Origin of the sequence: Micromonospora sp. II (assembly GCF_001709195.1) — a bacterium.
In the GTDB taxonomy this organism is placed as follows: Bacteria; Actinomycetota; Actinomycetes; order Mycobacteriales; family Micromonosporaceae; genus Micromonospora; species Micromonospora chalcea.
Genome location: NZ_LYXF01000089.1, coordinates 82,898 through 104,139, shown reverse-complemented (window position 1 = coordinate 104,139; position 21,242 = coordinate 82,898). Strand labels below are relative to the sequence as shown.

At 74.9% G+C, this 21,242-nt stretch carries 1 protein-coding gene; it reads left to right on the top strand.

Annotated elements, in window-relative coordinates; all coding sequences use genetic code 11:
• The first annotated feature begins 10 nt into the window (after window positions 1-10).
• Window positions 11-21,184 carry a DUF6531 domain-containing protein gene (locus tag A8711_RS30510; RefSeq protein WP_069090093.1) on the top strand — a complete coding sequence of 7,058 codons (21,174 nt, stop codon included), beginning with the start codon at window positions 11-13 and terminating at the stop codon, window positions 21,182-21,184.
• The last annotated feature ends 58 nt before the right edge of the window (window positions 21,185-21,242 follow it).

The following is a 21,242-nucleotide window of genomic DNA, read 5'->3' as shown; positions in this document are numbered from 1 at the left end:
CCGGTAGCACATGCCCGACTTCCACATCCCCAACGACCCGCAGTGGCAGTGGGCGTACGACCTGATCCTCGTCGCCGTCGGTGAGGAGTACCCGAAGGCCGACCCCACCGCCCTTCGCGCAATGGGCGACGAGTTGTACGCGCTCAGCAGCACCATCCTCAACGGGATGGGCGCCACCGCCAACCTCGGCTACGGGCTGGCCGGCAGCCTGTCCGGCCCGGCGATGGACGCGTTCCAGCAGTACCAGGTGGGCATCACCAAGAACGTGCCGGCCGGCGGCAACATCGCGCTGGCGCTGGGCGGATCGGCGTACAACTTCGCGCTGGACTCGGAGAACACCCAGTACAACATCGTCATCGCGGCCTTCACCCAGGTCGTCGAGATCGCCATCGCGCTGGCCTCCGGCTTCGGCGCGGCGGCGGTTCCCGCCCTGATCAAGATCGGTCAGGAGATCGTCAAGGCTCTGATCGACCTGTTCCGGCAGCGCCTGCGGCACATGCTGATGCGGCTGGCCTGGGAGGCGTTCCAGGAGGGCCTGGAGGAACTCTGGCAGAGCGCCGCCGCCCAGGTGACCCAGATCATCGAGGGAAACCGCAAGTCCCTCGACTACAAGGACCTGGCGATCTCGTTCGCCGGTGGTGCCTTCATCGGCGCGGGCGTCAGCGGCGTGCAGATGATCGGCGGCAAGTTCTTCCCGAAGATCAACGACAGCATCCTGTCCCGGGAAGGGTTGTCGGCGCTCGCCGAGACGCTGTTCGAGGGCCTGTTCACCATGATGGTCGGCGGCGGTGGATTCAACCCGTGGGCCACCATGTCCTCCTCGCTGATCGGCGGGATGGCGCACCACTACGCCACAGTGGTCGGCAACAGCTACGGCCCCGGCGCGGGCGCCAAGGCGCCACCGAAGATCGAGACGAACAGCCTCACCACCACGCCGTCCACGCCGCCGCCGACGAGCGTGGAAGGACCACCGGTTCCCCCGCCCGTCGGCTCCCCCACCGGGACGGGCGCAGGTCACGGCGGCGCCGGGAACCAGGGCGTCGGTGGGCTGCCCGCCGACGGCTCCGGCGCCGCCGGTGGCGCCGCCGGCGACTCCGGTCCGGGCCGTTCGGTCGGCGGCATCCAGGGCTCCGGGGGTCAGGGCTCCGGAGGTCAAGGCGCCGGGAGTCAGGGCGGCGCCGGTCAGGGTCCAGGTAGTCAGGGGCCGGGTCAGCAGGGCGCGGGAAGCCCGGGCGTCCAGGTGGGTGCGGGTTCGGCCCCCGGTGGGCAGACCGGCGCTGGAAGCGCGACGGCCGGTGGGCAGAGCGGCGCCGACGGCCCGGTCGCGAGTGGTCAGGGCGCGGGTCGCGACGGCACCGGCAGCCAGGGCGCCGGCAACCCCGCCGGAACCGGCAACACGGCCGGCGGGACGGAGGCCCCGGTCTCCACCGGGGACAGGTCCGCGCGCGGCGACTCGACGGGTACTGCGACCGCAAGCCCGTCGACCGCCACCGGCGCGCCCTCGGCCGCCCCCGCGACGGTGGTCACCGACGCCGCGACGACGCGCGACGGCACCCTGGCCGGACCGGACGTCTCGACGTCGGGTGGTGGGCTGCCCGGGTTCGACACCACCACGCCGTCGACGTCGGCGACGCAGCCGCCCGCCACCTCCGGCTCCCCACCGGGAGCCCCGGCCGGACCGACGCCGTCCACGACCGCGCCGTCCCCCGCTACGTCCTCCCCGGCCACGCCGTCGGCCGCCCCGCCCGCACCCGCCACCCCTACGTCCTCGCCGAACCCGCCGTCGGCGGCCACGCCCGCGGCGGGGCGGGCCGACAGCACCGGTGCCGCGCCTGTGCTGCCACCGGTACGGGAGCAGGCGGGCGGCGTCTCGGTCGAGGTCGCTGCGGTCGGCGTGCCACCGGCGACCGGTCCCGCAGGGGGCATCGACGCGCCGGCCACCCCGGCACCCGCGACTGCGGCGTCCACACCGACCGGGCCGGTGGTCACCACCGACGGTCCAGCCGTCACCGTGGAGGGTGCGACGACCGCCCACGCCCCGGTGGGCGCGGACCACACCGGCGGCCGGGACGACCTCGCGCAGGCCGGTTCCCACCCCGGCCCGGCCCGGACCGGCGACCCGGGAACGACTCAACCCGTCACCCCGGCTACCGGAACGCCCGGCCGGGCCACGCCGAGCCCGCAGTTCCAGCGGGCGAAGGCGGACGCGGAGCCGCAACGGCTGCGCACCGAGCGGTACGTCCCGTGGAAGGACACCGTCGTCCCCGGCACGCACCTGCTGCGCGGCGAGATCACGACCATCGACTTCACCACGCGGGAGTTCACCGCCGACGGGCGCGACTACCGGTCGTTCGACGTACACCTGGATCTGGTCTCGAAGAACGACCGGATGTCCCCGCAGGAGTTGCGGGACTTCGCCGACGCCGTGCAGCGCACCGTCGACGAGATGGTCAACGACAGGTACACGCTGCCCGACGGCCGGCTGCTGCACATCGACCTGGTCGTCGACACGCCGCCGTGGCGCGACGGCATGACCCGCGACTGGCAGGCCGATCCGCGCCGCAACCCGCCGGTCGAGGTGACCTCCGAGACCGGCGTCCGCTCCGACCAGCATCTGTGGAACACCGGCGACCGCCTCGGTGTGATGGTGCACGAGGTGATGCACTACCTCGGCGCCAAGGAGGGTCACCAGGCCGACGAACACCTACTTACCACAGTGGACCGTTCGGGCGTGATGGGTCTCGAGGTCGACGTCCTGCCGACGTCGTCGGAGCAGGCCGCGACCTCGACCGGGCCGGTCGACTACCTCACCGCCGAGGATCTGGCGACGATCCACGACGCCGCGCTGACCGCGGGACCGGTACGCGAGCTGCCGCCCCCACCCACGACGCGCGAGCAGGCGCCGGACCCGTACCCGAATCCGAATCCGCAGGTCCCGTCGCGTGCGCCGGCCCCGACACCGTCAGAGCCGCAGGTCGCTCCGGTTCCCCCACCGCCACCGCCTCCGATCGCCCCGGTGCCCCCGCCACCACCGCCACCCATCGCCCCGGTGCCGCCGCCTCCCCCCGGGGTGCCCGCCCCTCCGCCACCACCACCGGCCACGCCCGGTCGCCCGCCCCGGCCGGCCGGAGCGCCGACCCGGAACACCGTCCCGCAGCGGGCGGACCTCTCCGCTGCCACGCTGCCGCCCCGGCAGCAGCCCGTGCCGACGGCGATCGGGCGAGCGCTCACCGACAAGTACCAGATGGTGCACGTCCTCGACCAGGGCTCCCCGGGCCTGGGCCACCAGGCGGCGACGGTCGCCATGCTCGACGGGCTGGCCGCGACCGGCTACCAGGGCACTGTGGTGCTGACCTACCCCAGCAACAAGACGCCGTACTACGCCGGGCAGCTCGGCCGGCAGGCCGACTTCGACAGCCCGGTGGGCTCGTACGACCTGTTCCACCGCGAGTGGACCGGTCGCCGGGGCGGGATGAACGTCGTCATGCGTCCGCAGCAGAAGCCCGTCGACCCGGGCGAGGGGCGGATACAGACGCCCGCCGACGACCTACGCAAGGAGCGGGACTGGAAGGAGAGGCAGTGGCCGGGCGCCGGCGGCAGCGATCTGCCCGACTGGCGACGGGATCTGCAGCCGTCGTTCCGGAAAGAGGCGGAGACCACCGCTCAGGAAGTCGGCCAGGGCCTGCGCCTCGACCTGGTCCGCGCCGAAACGCTACCTCCGGGCGCCGTCCTGATCGTCCTGCCGGCCGTCGACGCGAAGAACAACGACGGCTCGGAGGTAAGCGGGGAGAAGAAGGAGGAGTGGTTCCAGGAGAACTGGGAGCGTGGGCTGCGCACCGCCCACAACGGCAAGCACGACGTGCTCACGCTCCAGCCGTTCCTGTGGGACAAGTTCCCCCGTCAGTTCCGCGGCGCGGACGGGACGGTCAAGAATCTGGACGAGATCCTGACCGGTGTGCCGACCTACCGTGGCCGGCCACCGGCCACCCCGCCGCCGGCCGCCGCCGAGGTCGTCAGGGCCACCGGCGTTCCCGGGGCCGACGCTCTCGCGAACCTGGTCGACGACCCGGGCACCGACGTGGTGCTCGTCTACTACGGCATGACCGAGGCCACTCCTGAGCACAGGGACGTGGTCGGCCGGCTCGCCGTCGCCGCCCGGCCCGGCCGGCCGACTGTCGTCCTGGTGGTCGGCGACGCCGACCGGAGCTTCACGACAGGCAACCCCGACGTCCACGTCGCGGCGCTGCCCCGCGTCTCGCCGGAGCAGATGGCCGGGCTCCGCGACCGCGCCACGCTCGTGGTCACCGAGGGCGCCAACACCTGGCAGGAGTCCCTCGCGGCGGGCAAGCCCACGCTCTCGGTGACCGCGTCCGCGGGTGACACCCGGCCGTGGGAGCACGGGCCCGCGTCGGTCCGGACCGACTCCGGCGAAGGCCGCGACCGGCTATTGGCGGCGTCGGAGTACCTGCGGCACGGCGGCGATCCCGCCACCCTGCGGGACTTCGTCCAGGACGACGACGGCAGCGTCCGCACGTACTTCGACGGGTGGCAGCAGGCCCTCAGCCAGACCGGCTCCGACCAGGTCGACCAGGCCCTCGCCACGGTCACCGGTCTGCCGTTGGACCCGGAGGCCCGCCCGCGTGAGGCCGCGCCGGGCGCGCCCCCGGTGGACACCACCGCCCGCGCGGCCGGGCCCCCGCCGGCCCGGCTCGACGTACCCAAGACCCGCGACGAGATCGCCCGGGCGCGCCACGAGCAGCGCGACACCGCGCCGCATCGGATCGCGAACACCAGCGCGTACGACGTGATCGTCCGCGACCCGAGTCCGGACACCCGGGTTCCGGACGTGGTCGCGCGCTCCTACGAGCGGGCCGGTCTGCCCCTTCCGGCAGCCGGCCGCCCCCGCCTGCGCCTCGAAGCGGTCGACAACCGCATCGCGTACGACCACCGGGTGCTTGACCTCGGCGACCGGAACGTGCAGGACTTCACGGTCAAGGTCTTCCTGGACGCGCGCGACGCCACGGCCGCCGCCGCCCGGGACGAGGTGGAGACCCGGGTGACCGAGGCGGTCGACCGGATCTACAACCAGGGCTTCCGCATCGGTGACCGCGACCAACTGAACGTCACCGTGGAGTTCGTGACCCGGCCCGGCGAGGCGCACGCCGTCGTCGCGCTGCACGGCACTCCGTCGCCGACCGCGCAGACCGCCTGGTCGACGCATTCGTCCGACCTGGACCTGGCGCACGAGATCGGGCACTTCCTGGGCCTGCGCGACGAGTACGCGATACCGGGCCGGGCCCTGGAGCGCGCGTTGGTCCGCGACGACAACTCGCTGATGGCGACCACCACGCCGCAGCCCGGCAACGAGCCGCGGCTGCTGGCCCGCGGCGTCGAGCGGATCGCCGGCCTGCGGCACGACGTGCTCTCGCCCGATCGCGGCGCGCTGCCGCCACGGACGCGGCCGGCCCGGTTCGAGCCGGTACGGGTGCCCGGCGGCCGCAACGCGCGGTTCGACGAGCTGACCGGACACACCCGCGACGTCGACCCGGGCAACTACCGGCAGGCGACGATCGACCTGAAGGCCGAGGCGGCGCCGATCGGGTTCGTCGTCAACTCGATGCTCCCGGCCGCCGACGTCGACCAGATCCCCGAGGTGGTGCGTGCCGTCACCGAGGGCCTCGCCCCGGGCACCCGGGTCGCGTTCGTCTTCGGCGTCAACACCACCGCCGAGGTGCCGGACCTGGCGTTCCGGGACGCTGTCGCCCGGGCCGCCCGGCTCGCCGAGAGCCTCGACGTGCCGGTGGCGGTGAACGGCTACGCGGTCGGCACGAAGAACGACAAGTTCCCGTACGGCCGCACCCGCAACCAGGTGCTGCGCGATCCCGACACGGTGGCCGCGATCCGGGGCCTCGCGCAGGGCGGCCCGGACGGCGCGGACCGCCGCTACCCGTACGTCTCGATCCAGGACTTCGACCGGGGCGCCCGGACGGTCGCCGACGGCACCCACGTCTTCGACCGCGTCGACCGGGCGACCCGGTTCGACCCGGAGGCGACCGGGCAGCAGGCGGACTCCCCGGCCCGGCCCTTGATGATCTCCGGCGGTTACCGGGTCGGCGACGCCGCGGATCTGGTCCGGCGGACCCGGGAACGGCTGGAACGACGCGCCCGCGACCACGAGGCGAGGATCGCCGAACTCGCCACGCGCGACGACCGGGAGGCGCGCAAGGAACTCGGGATCGAGCGGCAGAAGCTGGCCGCCGTCCACGGCGGGCTCGGCAAGCTCGCCACCGAGGCCGGGCAGGAGAAGTTCGTCCGGGACTTCGCCACGGCCGTGGACGAGGACATGCGCTCCCGGGACCGGCAGGCCACCGTCCACCCCATGCTCCCGTACTCGCCGGAGCCGAACCTCTTCGTCGACGGCCTGCTCGTCCTCGGCCGGCCCGAGGTCCGGTTCGGTGACGCGGGCGCCGAGTTCCTCCTGCTGGCCGAGAGCCTGCACCAGGCGTACGGCGACGAGCTGGCCGTCGCCCACGGCGCGGCGACGCCGGCCGGCCTGCCCCCGGACGTCCTCACCACTGATGTCCAGGTCGAGTCGCAGAACAACAGGCACCCCGACCGCGACCTGGGGTTCATGACGGACTTCGTGGGCGCCGCCACGCCCACCGACCTGTCCCGGCTGGCGGCCGACTTCGCCGCCGGCAACTTCCTGCCCCAGTCGCACGCCGTGCCCACGAACGCCAACCGGCAGCTGTTCTACACCGAGGGCACCGGCTTCAAGGAGTACCGGGCCGAGCTGCGCAAGCCCGACAGAGCCGCCGGCAAGCCGTTCGCCGCCCCCACCGACGTGACGCCCCGCCGTGCCGGGGTGGCGCGTGCCCCGGGCGAGCCGCCGCGCACGTGGCAGGAGTCGCTGACGCCGGAGCAGCTCCAGCAGCTCGGCGCGCAGCCGCACAACCGGCTCGTCACCACCGTCTCGCTGCCGCCGCCCGGGTCCGGTCCCGCGCCGGAGCCGAGCGGCGAGTTCACCGTCGACCCCGACCTGGATTCGTCGAAGCCGGCCCGGACCGTGGGTTTGCCGACCAGCCAGCGCCTCGTCGCCGCGCACCTGGTCGCCACGTCGAACGACTCGGGGACCATCCAGCAGGAGTTCGCCGCCGCCACCGCCATCGCCGATCGTGGTGGGCTCAGCCGGCAGCCCGGCTCCCTCTACGACGCGATCGCCGCCGGGCTGCCGGGCGCCGACGCGGACACCCTGCGGATCGACACCCTGCGGGCGGGCCGGGACACGATCGTGCTGGACGACGCCGCCGCGATGCGGCAGCAGCGCCCGTACGACAACGGGCACTTCGTGCGGGCGGCCCTCGCACCAGACCCCGGCACGCAGCGCCGCGGCGCCCCGATCGACGACGCCGAACGGCAGCGGATCGGCAACGCGCACGACGTGGTCGAGTTCGCCGCCGCCCGGGGCAGCCGGGTGCACCTCACCGTGCACGACGGGGCGGGCGGCCCGGTCCGGGAGTATCAGGTGCGCGGCGCCAAGCCGCAGGGCCGGCTGGCGCTGGTCCGCACGATCGACGCGTGGGGCGGGGTCACCTACGCGCCGTACGTGCCCCCGCCGCCCCCGGCGGCTGACACCGGCGACGACAGCGACAGCGAGTCCGGCGACTTCGGGATGTTCGGCGACGACGGCCTCGCCACGTTCGCGCCGACCGCCACCACGACAACGACCACGACCACGACCACGAGCGCCACGACCGGCGGCGCCGTCGACTCCGGCCTGGTGTTCGCCGCGCCCGACGACCGCGCCACCAGGTCCACCGCCCGGGACTTCCCGGACCGGCCCGACCGCTACCACGTGTTCGGACACGGCGAGACGGACGCGATCCGGGTCGGCGACGCCCGGATCACCCCGGCGCAGCTCGCCGCGCGCATCCGCGAGGACCACGACCGCTGGCAGGGACGCCCGATCGTCCTGATCGTCTGCGACAGCGGCACCGACCGCCGGGACGGCTTCGCCGCGCAGCTCGCCCGCGAACTGCCCGGCACCAGGATCATCGCGCCTGGCGGCGTGGTGTGGGCCGGGTCGACCGGACACGCGATCGTCACCGGCAGCGACAGTCGCGGCCCGGACGGCGAAGCGCTCACCCCGCCGACCGGTGACACCCGGTTCGTCGAGTTCGAGGCGTCACCCACCGACCCCGCCCGGCTCACCGTCACCGAGTTGTCGCACGTGCTCGACGCGTACACCCCGGTCGGTCAGGTCGACCCCGACCGGACGGCTCGGTCCGTCGCGCAGCTCTCCGCCTGGGCGCGGTCCGACGCCACCGAGGTCGAGACCCGGACCCGGCCGGCGCTCGACGCGCTCGCTCCGGCCCTCGACGACGCCACCCGGGCCGACGCCACGCACCGGCGCGCCGCCGGGCTGCACCGCGACGCGGCGAACCGGGTGGCCGACCTGTCGGAGAGCCAGCTCCAGCTCGACCAGCGCGCCGACGAGGCACCGAAGCTGGCGCGGGCCGGCGTCGACGCGGCGGCCCGGGCCGGGGACACGGCCGACGCGCGGCGGCTGCGCGAGATCGCCGGCCGGACCGAGGAGCACATCCGCGACCGGGACGCCGGGGTACGCGCCTCGCTCGCCGCCTCGGCCGCCGAGGTGGCGACCGTACGCGACCTGCGCGACGACGCCGCGTGGGCCGAGTCGACGGCGGCGCGCGCCGACGCGGACCTGCGGTTCCTGCGGGAGCGGCACGACCGGCTCGCCGCCCTGCGGGCGGAGGCCCGGCACTGGGCGGATCACGCCGCCCGGGCGGCCGCCGACGCCACCGCGGCGCTCGGCCTCCCGCCCGGCCCACGACGGGACCTGGCGCTCGCGGACGCGCTGCTGCGGGCGTACCCGGCGGTCAACGCGACCGCGCGGCGACGCGCCGACCTCGACCGGATCACCGCCGAGCTGGCCCCGCTCGGTGACCTGCCCACCGCGGTCCGGGACCGGCGCGACGCCGCCGCCCAGGCCGAGCGCCTGGTCGCCGACGTGGCGTCCCGGGCGCCCGGGGCGTACGGCGCGCACACGGCCGCGCTGTCGCACATGGACGACGCCCACGACTCGCTGACCGGGTCGGAGGAGCGACTCAACGACGTCTACGACCTGGCCGAGCGGCTCGGCGTGCCACCCCGGTCCCCGTCACCCGCGCCGGCCGACGCGCCGGACGCGACGACGCCGCAGGACGACGCCGACTCCGACCTGGAGCCACCGGCCGACCTGCTGGTGGAGACCGCACCGGCGGGGCTGGCGCCGTTCTCTGCGCCGGAGGCCGGCACCGACGCGGCCACGACGGGCGAGGCGACCCCGGCCGAAGCCGGCCCGGAACAGATCGGCACGGCGCTGACCACCGAGGGCGAGACGGCGCTGCCGTCACCCGAGGCGGTACGCCGGCGCCTGCCCACCTACCTGCGGGACAGCCGCACCCTCGGCCTCGCCGAGCAGCTACGGGCCACCCGGGACGCGGCGCTCGGCGCGGCGCTGCGGACCCTCGACCCCCGCCTGCCGGCCGACGTCGTCGCCGCGGTGGAGGCCGACAGCCGCGACGACATCGACCAGTTCCTCGGCGCGGGCCGCCCCTACCCGGTCACCGTCGGCGGCCGCCCCGCCGAACTGGTGGTGACCGCCGTCCTCGACTGGGACCGGCTGACCGTCGACCGGGTGCACGACGACCCGCGCAAGGTCACCACGAAGACCCGGGAGAACCTCACCCACACGCTGCGGCACACCCGGGACCGGCACGTCGAGCCGAAGGCGACTGTCACCGCGCTGCCGGGCGTGATCGTCGGCGTGGGCGGCTCGGTGCCGACGGCGCCCACCACCGAACACTCCGCCGCCCACAAGAGCACCTACACGTCCACCACCACGGTCAAGGTCAGCGACCTGACCGAGGTGAGCGTGCCGATCCGCTTCGTCGCCCGGCTCGTCCGGCCCGGCCGCCCCGACACCGGACCGGTCCAGGCCGCCGGCACCGTCGCTCTCGCCGTACCGACCGGGTTGCGTCCGGTCGGCGCGACCGCGCCGTCGGCCGCGGGCCCGGCGCTCGACGGACCGGTGCCGGCCCGGTTCGCGGTGGAGAGCGTACGCAGCCGCCCGGCCGATCCGGGCGCCACGTTCTTCGAGCAGGTCGAGGCGATCCTCGCCGAGGACGGCATGGGCGACCTGGTCCGCATCGGCGCGCCCGGCCGTCCGGCCGTGCAGAAGCTGCTCAGCGACGCGACGTTCGCCGGCAAGCTGCCGACGACGGTCGTCACCGACCCGGCGAACCGGCACGACGGCTGGGTCCGGTCCGGCTCGCTGCCGCGCGGCGCGCGCACCGGCTGGCGGCGCTTCTTCCCGGGCCGCAGCCAGCAGGTCGAGGTGCGCCTGGTCGCCCGCCGCGTCGAGCAGGTGGAGAGCGTCGACGGCATCACGCACGTCGACACGTCCGCGCTCGCCGCCGAGAGCACCGGCGGCGCCACCGCCAAGCGGCTGTGGGGTGTCTGGGGCACCGCCGGTCCCGGTGTGGACGCAGGGCCGCTCAGCCTGGTCGTCGCGCCCCGGGTCGGCGGCAGCCGGGAGGCCGGCGTCAGCCGGACGATCACCGAGCGGACCGGCGCAAAGCAGACCGTGACGGGCACCGCTCCCGCCGTGCGGTACCGCGTCGAGTACGGCGTCCAGGTGCGCGTCCTGGGCCGTCCGCCGCGGATGCTGGCCGGCTCCGTCGAGGCGCTCCAGTGGACCACCCGCGACCGGCTGCCGGGCACCGCGCTCGACCCGGGCGGCCGGGAATGGCACGGACGGCGCGGCGCCGCCCGCACCCACTTCGCGCCGGCCCGCATCGAGCGGGGCGAGTCGTTCGGCGGCGCGTACCTGACCCGGTTCGGCGACCAGGGGCTCTACGAGACGGTCGCCGAAGCGGTGCGGTCGGTGCCCGGTCACGACCGGTTCCGCCTGGCCACCCGGGACGAGATGCTGCGGCACTTCGACGACCCGCGGCTCGCCGACGGGCTGACCCCGCAACTGCAGGCGGCGCTGAGCCGCGACGCGGACCTGCGTACCCAGCTCTCCCCCGACCAGCTGCGCCACCTGGCGGACCGGATCGTCCGCCCCGGGCTGAAGATCCCGCTGATCCGCACCGGCACGTTCCACGACCACGTCACTGTGGTGACCATCCGGGGCACCCTCGGCGACGTGTCCGACGGCGACCTGCTCGACCACGACAAGATCGGCGCCGACACCAAACAGGACGCCCGGTCCACTGTGACCGGCGGGCGCGACCGCAGCACGTCGGCCGAGATCAGCCTGGAGCCGCGCATCCTCGGCCCGCTCGGCCAGGCCGCCTCGGCGATGCTCGGCGGCCCCCGCGCCGCCGTCACCTGGAGCGCCGCCGACGAGAGCGCGATCACCGGCCGGCAGGCCGCCGAGAGCAGCCACGGACCGGCGCTCGACGACAAGGGCAAGCCCACCGGGGTACGGCTGCGCCAGTTCGCCGCCACCCTCGACCTCACCGTCACGACCCGGTCCAGCGTGCGGGTCAACCAGGCGGGCCGGCAGCTGTCCGTCGGGGCGTACGGCCGGGACGTGCCCACCGTCGTCGCGACGTCCGAGCAGCGCCCCCGCACCCACCGCCTCGACGTGCGCATGCTCGTTCCCGAGACGCGGGTCTCCCGGCAGCGCCCCGCTCCCGAGCCCGGCCCCGCCGTCCGGGACGAGCAGACCATCGCGTACCCGCCGCCGCTGAGCCGGATGACCGGCGGACCGCACGACCTCGACGGACGCCGGGTGGAGTCCTTCGTCGGCGCCGGCCGGCTGCAGGAAGCCGTGGTCGACACGCTGCACGAGGCCAGCGGCGACGACATCTACACCGCCGAGGACGGCCGGATCTCCACAGTCGTCGCCGACGAGCTGTCGCCGGAGCGTCTCACCGGTGACGCCGAGCTGTTCAGCCGACCGCTGGCGCTGAGCAACCTGTGGCACGGCCGCCGGGCCGCGGACGCCCGCGCCGACGTGCGGGTACGGCTGCGACCGACGAACCCGGTGGTGCTCGACGACGCGGACGAGTTCGCCCGGATCAAGCGGACCTTCGCCAGCGGCACCGCGCGCAAGACCACGCACGGCCGCTCGGTCGAGCTGAGCCTCTCCGCGACCGGCGTCGCCACGGTGAGCGGCCCGGCCGCCGACCACGGCGGCAGCACCGGCCGGCCGGCGGGCGCCGTCGTCCTGTCCGTCACGCCGTGGCGGCGCGCCTGGGGCCGGATCAGCGAGCGCAGCGTCTCGGGGATCTCGAAGCTGCGCGTCGGCGGCCGGCCCGAACGCGAGCTGCTGGTGCGGGTCGACGTGGAGGCGGAGGTGGTCGCCGAGGCGCGGCACGACACCAACCTGCTTCCGCTGGGCCTCTGGCCCGCCTCCCCGGCCCGCCGCGCCGGCCGGCGGCTCACCCTGCCGGGCGCTGTCGTCATGCGGATGACGCCGGCGGAGCTGAAGCGGCTCCAGGACCGCGACCGGGTCCGCCGGCACCGGAGCGCCGACGTGCGGCTGCAACTGCGGCACGCCGAGAACGCCGAGACGGTCCGCGCCGACCAGCGCGAGCAGCGCGCCCGGATGGCGCGGGCACAGGCCACCGAGCGCGGGAAACTGCTGCGGCGGCAGCACACCGAACGCCGCGACGCCTCCGACTACGTCGACCGGGTACGCCGGCGCCGCGAGGTCGGCGAGGCGGAGCGGCGGCTCGTCGACCAGTCCTTCGCCGCGCTGCAGGAGCGGCACCGGCGCGAGCTCGCCGAGCTGACCGCGACGCACGACGAGGCCACCCGGGCGCTGCTTGGGGCGCAGGAACGGCAGCGGGCCGCGCAGGCCGAACACCAGCGGCGCGAACGCGAGCTCGTCCGGCAGGAACAGCAGCGGCAGGACGAGGCCGCGGCCGACCCCGGCACCCCGGACGACACGGAACAACCCGCGTTCCGGCCCGGACCGCAACGCTCGTTCGGCATCGGCGGCGTCACCACCCACGTCGACCTCAGCGACCGCATCCCGCACCTGCGGCGGGCCCTGGCCCGGGCGGCCGGCGAGGAACTCGCCCAGGCGATCCTGCCGTCCACCCAGGACCGCAGCCCGTTCGACCCGGTACGCGGGCTCGGCAGCTCCGGTTTCCTCGGCGCCGCCCACCTGCACCTGGCGGACGCGCTCAACGGCGGCCGGAGCGAGCCGATCCGGGTGGAGCGGCGCTTCCGGGGCTCCACCTACCACGTCACGCTCACCGCCGAGCCGATGGGCGAGCCGAGCTTCACCGGCATCGAGGTGGTCGACGAGCTGTCGGTCACCGACCGCTCGGTCGTCGGCGAGGCGCACACCCGCACCACCTCCCGGACGGCGGCGCAGGTGACGCTGACCGCGCGGGCGCAGGGCACCGAGACCGAACGGGTCGAGGACGACGCCACCCGGACCACCGGGCACGGCCCGGCCTCCGGCACCGTCGCCGCCGGTCTCACCGGCACCGCCGCCCTCGACAACCGGGCCACCAAGGCGACCGAACGCGCCGGCCGCACGTACGAACAGACGCTCACCGTCTCCGGGCCGGTGCCGACGTTCCGCGGGGCGGTCCGGCTGACCATGACCGTCACCGGCAAGGGGCTGCCCGAGGACGGCGTGTCGATCCGGGCCGTCCGCGACGTCACCACGTACTCGGCCACGCCGGGCCGGTCGCAGGCCGTCTCCGAGCCGGTCACGGCGGTACCCGCCGGGCAGACCACCGATGCGGGGCGGCAGGTGTGGCGCGCCGCCACCGGCTTCGATCCACTGCCCGAGCCGGGCCGCTTCGCCGTCGAGGACGTCCTGGTCCGCCTGCCCGACCTGCACGAGGCGGCCCGGCAGGCGCTCGTCGCCTCGGGCGTCGAACCCGGCCGCGACGTCACCGCAGCGCTGCGCGACGCCCTGACCGTCACCCGGATGAAGGCGCTGCCGGCCATGCTGGCCGGCGCGTTCCCGCTGCCGATGCCGGCCCGGCTGGGCCGCGACCTGTTCCTCGACGCCCGCCTGGTGGCCCGGCCGAAGCTGCTGCGCGCGGACGCCACAGTGAAGATCGGCGGCTCGGCGAAGCGCAGCGCCGACACCGAGTACGAGCAGACCAGCGCTCATTCGTTCGCGCTGAGGACGGCCGGGCCGCTGGTCGTCGGCGGCGTCGGTCATCCGGGCGGCGCGAGCAAGGTCGGCGAGCGGGACGCCTTCAACGCGGTGAACGCCGCGACCCTCGTCGAGCAGCAGCTCTACCGCACCGACCCGGCCCGCCAGGTGAAGGACGAGGGCAAGGTCGCCGTCAGCACGACCGGCAAGCCGACCCGGCGCACCGATCCGGACGACAAGCTCACCGCGGCGGTGGAGTACGACGTCGAGTTCCGCTTCGTGGCGCGTTCCCGCGACGCCGCCGGCAAGCACCGGGGCGGCGCCGAGGTCCGGGTGCCGGGCGGCTACGTGGTCCGGCTGGACGAGGAGGCGGCCCGCACCGTCACCGGCCGGGACCTCCCCCCGGGGCTGCGCGCGTCCGCGCTCGCCGTCGCCGACGCGGCGAAGACGCTGTCCGAGACGACGGCCCGCCGGGACGGCCTGACGTCCCGGGCCGACGCGGACCCGGAGGACGTCGCCGCCGCCGAGCGGGCCGTGACGGACGCCGAGCGCGCCTGGTGGGACGCCCACCACGCGCACGAGGCCGAGGTGACCCGGCCGCCGGAGCCGGTCCCGCCGGAGGACGTGCCGGCCGAGGACGTCGCCACGCCGACCGCGCAGACGCCGCTCGTCGGCGACCCGGTCGACGTCGCCACCGGCCGGGTGATCTACACCGAGGTGGACGCCCGGCTCCCCGGGCTCACGCTGGAGCGGACCCACCGATCCGACTACCGCCAGGGCCGCTGCTTCGGCCCGGCCTGGGCCTCCACGCTGGACCAGCGGGTCGTCACCGACGCCACGCACGCGCGGTTCCTGGCCGCCGACGGCTCCGTCCACACGTACCGGCTGCCCGCCGAGGGCGACGAGGCCCGGCCGGTCCTGGGCCCGGGCGGGCCGCTGCGCCGGCTGACCGGCGGCGGCTGGCTGCTCACCGAGCCGGGCCGGTGGCTGCTGTTCGCCCCGGCCACCGGGCACGGTGACTCGTGGCTCAGCGACGTGGTCAGCGACGACGTCGGGTGGCACGTCGAACGCGCCGCCGACGGCACCCCCGAGCTGCTGACCTGCACCTCCGGCGTGGTCGTGGTGCCGCACCTGGCCGGTGGCCTGGTCGTCGGCGCGCACGTACGGGCAGCCGGCGACACCGCCGCCGAGGCGCTCCACCTGCCCACCTTCGGCTACGACGACCGGCGGCACCTGGTCGAGGTGCACAACTCCTCCGGCCACGCCACGCGGCTGCGCTACGACGAGGCGGGCCGGCTGGTGCGCTGGCAGGACCGCAACGGCGAGTGGTTCGGCTACGACTACGACGAGGCGGGCCGCTGCGTGCGGGCCGGCGGCGCCGGTGACTGGCTGCGCTACCGCCTGCGGTACGACGACGGCGTCACGTCCGTGACGAACTCGCTGGGCCAGGTGACCCGGTACGAGATCAACGAACGCCGCCAGGTCACCGCGATCGTCGACCCGCTGGGCGCTACCACCCGGCAGGAGTGGGACGCGGCGAACCGGCTGCTGTCGCGCACCGACCCGCTCGGGCGCGTCACCCGGTTCGACCACGACGCGCGCACGGTCACCCTGCCGGACGGCTCGACCCACCGGGTCCCGCCGCCCCGGCCCGCGCCCGCGGGCGGCATCGAGTTCGACGCGCTCGGACGGGTCCGGGCGACCCGGGCCCCGGACCGGGCGGTCACGACGTACGGCTGGACCGCCGAGGGGGACCTCGCGTGGCGGGTCCGCCCGGACGGCTCCACGCAACGGTGGTTCTACGACGGTGAAGGGAATCTGGTGGACGTCATCGACGCCTCAGGAAGGGCGGTGAGCTTCGAGTACGGCCCCTTCGATCTACCCACGGCCCGGGTGGATCAGGCGGGGAACCGCACCGAGTTCACGTACGACACGGAACTACGGCTCGTCGGGGTGACGAATCCGGCGGGCCGGACGTGGCGCTACGAGTACGACGCGGCCGGCCGCCTGTGCGGGCAGACCGACTTCGACGGCCGTACCCAGCGCTACGAGCACGACGACGCGGGACAGCTGATCGCGCACACCGACGCCGCCGGCACCGTCACCCACTACCGCTGGGACGCGCTGGGCCGGGTCGTCGAACGCCGGGTCGGTGACGCCGTCACCCGCGTCGAGTACGACGCCGACGGCCACGTGGCGGCCGTGCTCAGCCCGGACGCGCAGGTGCGGTTCACCCGGGACGCCGAGGGCCGGGTGCTGTCCGAGACGATCAACGGCCGGACGGTGCACACGTCGTACACCGATTCCGGCGCGGTCGCGACGCGCACCACGCCGTCGGGCCGGTCGAGCCGGTGGACGTTCGACGCCGCCGGCCGCCCGGAGCGCCTGACCGCCGGGGAGCACCTGCTCGGCTTCACGCACGACGACGCCGGCCGGGAGATCGGCCGGACCGTCGGCGGCCTGGTCGCGCTGCGGCAGACCTTCGACGCGGCGGGCCGGCTCACCGGGCAGCACATCGCCGACGCCGCCGAGCGCCGCTACAGCTACGACGCCGCCGACCGGGTCACCGCGATCGCCGACTCGCTCGCCGGTGACCAGTCCTTCACCGCCGACGACACCGGCCGCATCCGGGCCGTCGACGGGGACGTCCCGCAGCGGTACGACTACGACGAGGCCGGCAACCTGGTCGGCGCCGGTGGCGGACGCTGGGAGTTCACCGGCACGATGCTGGTGCGCTCCGACGACGCGACGTTCTCCTACGACGCGAAGGGGCGCCTCACCGGCCGGGTCGACGCCGCTGGCGCGTGGCGCTTCGAGTGGGACGCCGAGGACCGGCTGGTGCTGGCCGTCACCCCCGGCGGCGACCGCTGGCGCTACCGCTACGACGGCTTCGGCCGGCGCATCGCCAAGCAGCGCCTCGGCGACGGCGACCGGGTGCTGGAGGAGGTGTGCTTCGCCTGGTCCGGCGACCTGATGCTGGAGCAGACGCACCGCGACGTCACCGGCGCGACCACCACGACCACGTGGGACTACCGGCCGGACGCGCCGGTGCCGGTCGCGCAGACCGACGGCGGCACGCTCCGCGCGGTGATCACCGACAGCATCGGCACCCCGACCCACCTGGTCGAGCCGGGCGGCGGGCTGCGCTGGTGGTCGCGGGGTGACCTGTGGGGACGCGGCGCGGACCGCACCGCGACGCCGCTGGCCTTCCCCGGCCAGTACGCCGACGCCGAGACCGGCCTGCACTACAACCGGTTCCGCTACTACGACCCGGCGACCGGCCGGTACGTCAGCCCCGACCCGCTCGGTCTGACCGGCGGCCCGAACCCGACGGCGTACGTCGCCGACCCGCTGACCGTGGCCGACCCGCTGGGTCTGACCAGTTGCACGCCGGCCCCGGCTACGCCCCACCCGATGGCCGCGGTGGAGCCGGCGCTCGCCGTCCCCTCCGCGCAGACGCCCAGCAGCCTGCCCACGACGGCGGCGCCGCCCCCGCCGAGCGCGCTGTACGGCATGCCGGTCTGGGTGCGGGAGACCAGGCGCAACGCGGACGGCACCGTCACCCACGTGTACGTGGAGCGCGACACCCCGTCGCCGCCGCCGTTGAGCACGCCGGTCGGTCAGGTCACCGCGCAGGCCCAGGCCTGGTTCGACACCGTCGGTTTCGCCCCGCAGACGGCGCTGGCCGACACTTCCTCGACGGCGCACCAGAGCTTCGAGAGCATCCGCGCCGACATGTACGCGCGGACCGGTCACCGCCCGCGTACCGGTCCCCGCAGCAACCGCGAGGGTCACTTCAACGAGCCGATGATCGGCAGCCGCCCGTACAACCATGCGGACGGGACGAGCGGTCTCGGCGACCGGATCGGCGCGGAGTCCGACGGGGGTCGCCGCACCGCCGGCCAGATCGCGAACTACCTGCGCGGCTTCACCGCCCTGGAGTCCATCGAGAGCGCCGCCGGGCGGGAGTTCGCCACAGTTGTCGCGTTCGCCGAGCAGGCCCGTGGCTACCGCCAGGAGCGGCACGAGGCGGCGAACGCGCTCCAGGAGATCCACTCACTGGCCCGGAGCGGGCGCGCACGGCGCTACTGGGGGGACGTCGGTCACTGGTACGGCCCCGCCCGTCGTGGCTACGCCAGCGAGGAGGACTACGTACCGCCGTCGGAGCGTCCCCGGCCCGATCAGCTGATCACCGGTGAACGCCGGCCGCAGCGGACCGCGGCCCGCACGTTGGCGGTCGACGGCGAGCCCAGCGGCAGCCGCGACCGCAGCGACAGGTCACGCAGCCCGCGGGACCGGAGCCGTCCCGGCGGCGGCAGCCACCGGCGCGGCGGTGGTCAGGCGTACGGCTTCCAGGGGCCGCAGAGCGCTCCCGCGAGCCTCGGCGCCGCCTCCGCCACGCCGTCGGCGGACACCACGACGCCGCTGGCCGAGCAACTGGCAGCCGCGCAGGGTGACCCGGCGGCGCAGTCCCGGATCCTCGACACCTTCCGGGACGCGCTGTCCCGCGACGTCCCGCTGAGCAACGGGTCGACGCTGCGGATCCTGGCGGCCAACTCGCACGGCGGCACCGCGAACACCGACGCCGACCTGGCGACGCTCGACGACGCGGACCGGGGGCACCTGCGGCAGATCCACCAGGGCCGGGACGCGGCCAACCAGAACGACTGCGTCACGCTCACGATGGCCGTGGACAGCTACAAGCAGTCCGGGCTGATCACCCAGATCCCGCCGCAGACGCACCCGAGAGCGCTCAGCGACATCCAGAAGCAGTACCCGGGCCGCACCACCGAGGAGGTCGGCACCCTCCAGGGCCTGATCGACGCGCTCGGCGCCATGCCGAACGGTACCAACGGCATCGTCGGCTTCCGCACCGACGGCCCCGGCGCCGTCGGCCACGTGGTCAACGTGTCGAAGGACTCGCAGGGCCGCGTGACGTTCGAGGACTCGCAGGTGCCGGGCCTGGCCACGCTGCCGCAGATCGGCCCGGACGGCTCCGTCGTCCTGATCCGGACCAGCGACCCGCAGCCGGCCCCGTCCTCGGACGTGGACATGGCCTCGGTCCGCGACGCCGACTCCGACGTCGACATGACCTCGGTCCGCGACACCGACTCCGACGTCGACATGACCTCCGTCCGCGACGCCGACAGCGACGTCGACATGGCCGACTTCTCGCCGACCACCGAGACGTTCGCCGGGGTGGCGCCCGAGGCGGTGGCGAAGACCACCGCGCAGACGCCCACCGTGGGTGACCCGATCGACGTCACCACCGGGCGGATGATCCTCACCCACACCGACGCGGTCCTGCCGGGGCTCACGCTGGAGCGGACCTACCGCTCCGACTACCGGTGGGGCCGGTCGTTCGGCCGGGCCTGGGCCTCCACGCTGGACCAGCGGATCATCGTCGACGGCGAGCAGGTCCGCTACCTGGCCGCCGACGGCTCGCTGCTCACCTACCCGCTGCCCGCCGAGGGCGAGGTGGCGCAGCCGGAGACCGGCCGGACGCTGCCGCTGCGCCGGCTGGTGGGCGGCGGCTGGCTGCTGACCGATCCGACGTCCGGCCGCAGCCTGCTGTTCGCCGCGGCGTCGGACACCGAGTCGCTGCTCACCGACGTCACCGACGGCGGCGTCAGCTGGACGATCCAGCGCGACCGCCGGGGTACGCCGACGCAGCTGCTGTCGTCGACCGGGGCCACCATCGCGTTCACCTCGTCCGCCGGGCTGATCACGATGGTCTCCCTGCCCAACGCCGCCGGTGACCTGATGGCGGCGTCGCGGTTCGGCTACGACGGTGACCTGAACCTGATCGAGGTGACGAACTCCTCGGGCGACCCCGAGCGCTTCACGTACGCCGACGGGCGGCTCGTGCGCTGGGAGGACCGCAACGGCGAGTGGTACACGTACACCTACGACGAGGCCGGCCGGTGCGTCGCCACCGACGGCAAGGGCGGCTACCTGCGCTACCGGTTCGACTACCAGCCGGGCCGCACCGTGGTGACCGACTCGCTCGGCGCGGTGCGCGTCTACGAGCTCAACGACCGCTTCCAGGTGGTCGCCGAGACCGACGCGCTGGGCGCGACCACGCGCAACGTCTGGGACGAGGCGTACCGCCTGCGGTCCACGACCGACCCGCTGGGCCGCACCACCTCCAGCGAGTACGACGCGCTCGGGCGGCTGGTCGCGGTCACCCGGCCGGACGGCAGCCGGTCCACCACCACGTACGACGACCTCGGTCGTGCGGTGTCCTGGACCGACTTCGACGGGAGCACCCGCAACCGTCAGTTCGGCCCGGACGGCCTGATGGTCGCCGAGGTGGACGCCGCAGGCGAGGTGGTCCGGTACGAGCAGCCGGCCGCCGACGGCCGGGGCACGACCACGCACGTCGGCCCGACCGCCGTCGTGCGCGACCCGGCCGGGCAGATCACCTCGGTGAGCACCGGGCAGGGCGAGACGGAGTACATCTATGACGCGCTCGGCCGCCTGTTCAGCATCGAGGACGACAACGGTCTGACCGAGTTCGGCTGGACGCTGGAGGGCGACCTGGCCTGGCGGGAGAACCCGGACGGCTCGGTCGAGGAGTTCCGCTACGACGGCGAGGGCAACCTGGTCGAGTGGGTTGACGCCACCGGCCGCCGGACGATCCGCGAGTACGGCGCGTTCGACCTGGTCACGGCCGAGATCGACGACGAGGGCAACCGCACCGAGTACGCGTACGACACCGAGCTGCGGCTGGTCCGGGTCACCAACCCGGCGGGCGCGACGTGGACGTACACGTACGACCCGAACGGCCAGATGGTGTCCGAGACCGACTTCGACGGCCGCACCCAGCGGTACGTCTACGACGCCGCCGGGCAGCTCGTCGAGCGCACCGACGCGACCGGCGCTGTCACGCACTATGCGTACGACCTGCTCGGCCGGGTCGTGGAGCGGCGCACCGGCGAGGCGGTGACGCGGTTCGCGTACGACGCGGCAGGCCGGGTCGTCCCCGCCGGGGACGACGACTCGCAGATGCGGCTGGAGCGTGACCCCGTACCCCGGCGCTGACCCACTGCCCGCCCCGGCCGTCACCGCGGCCGGGGCGGGCACCCTGCCCGACCACCAT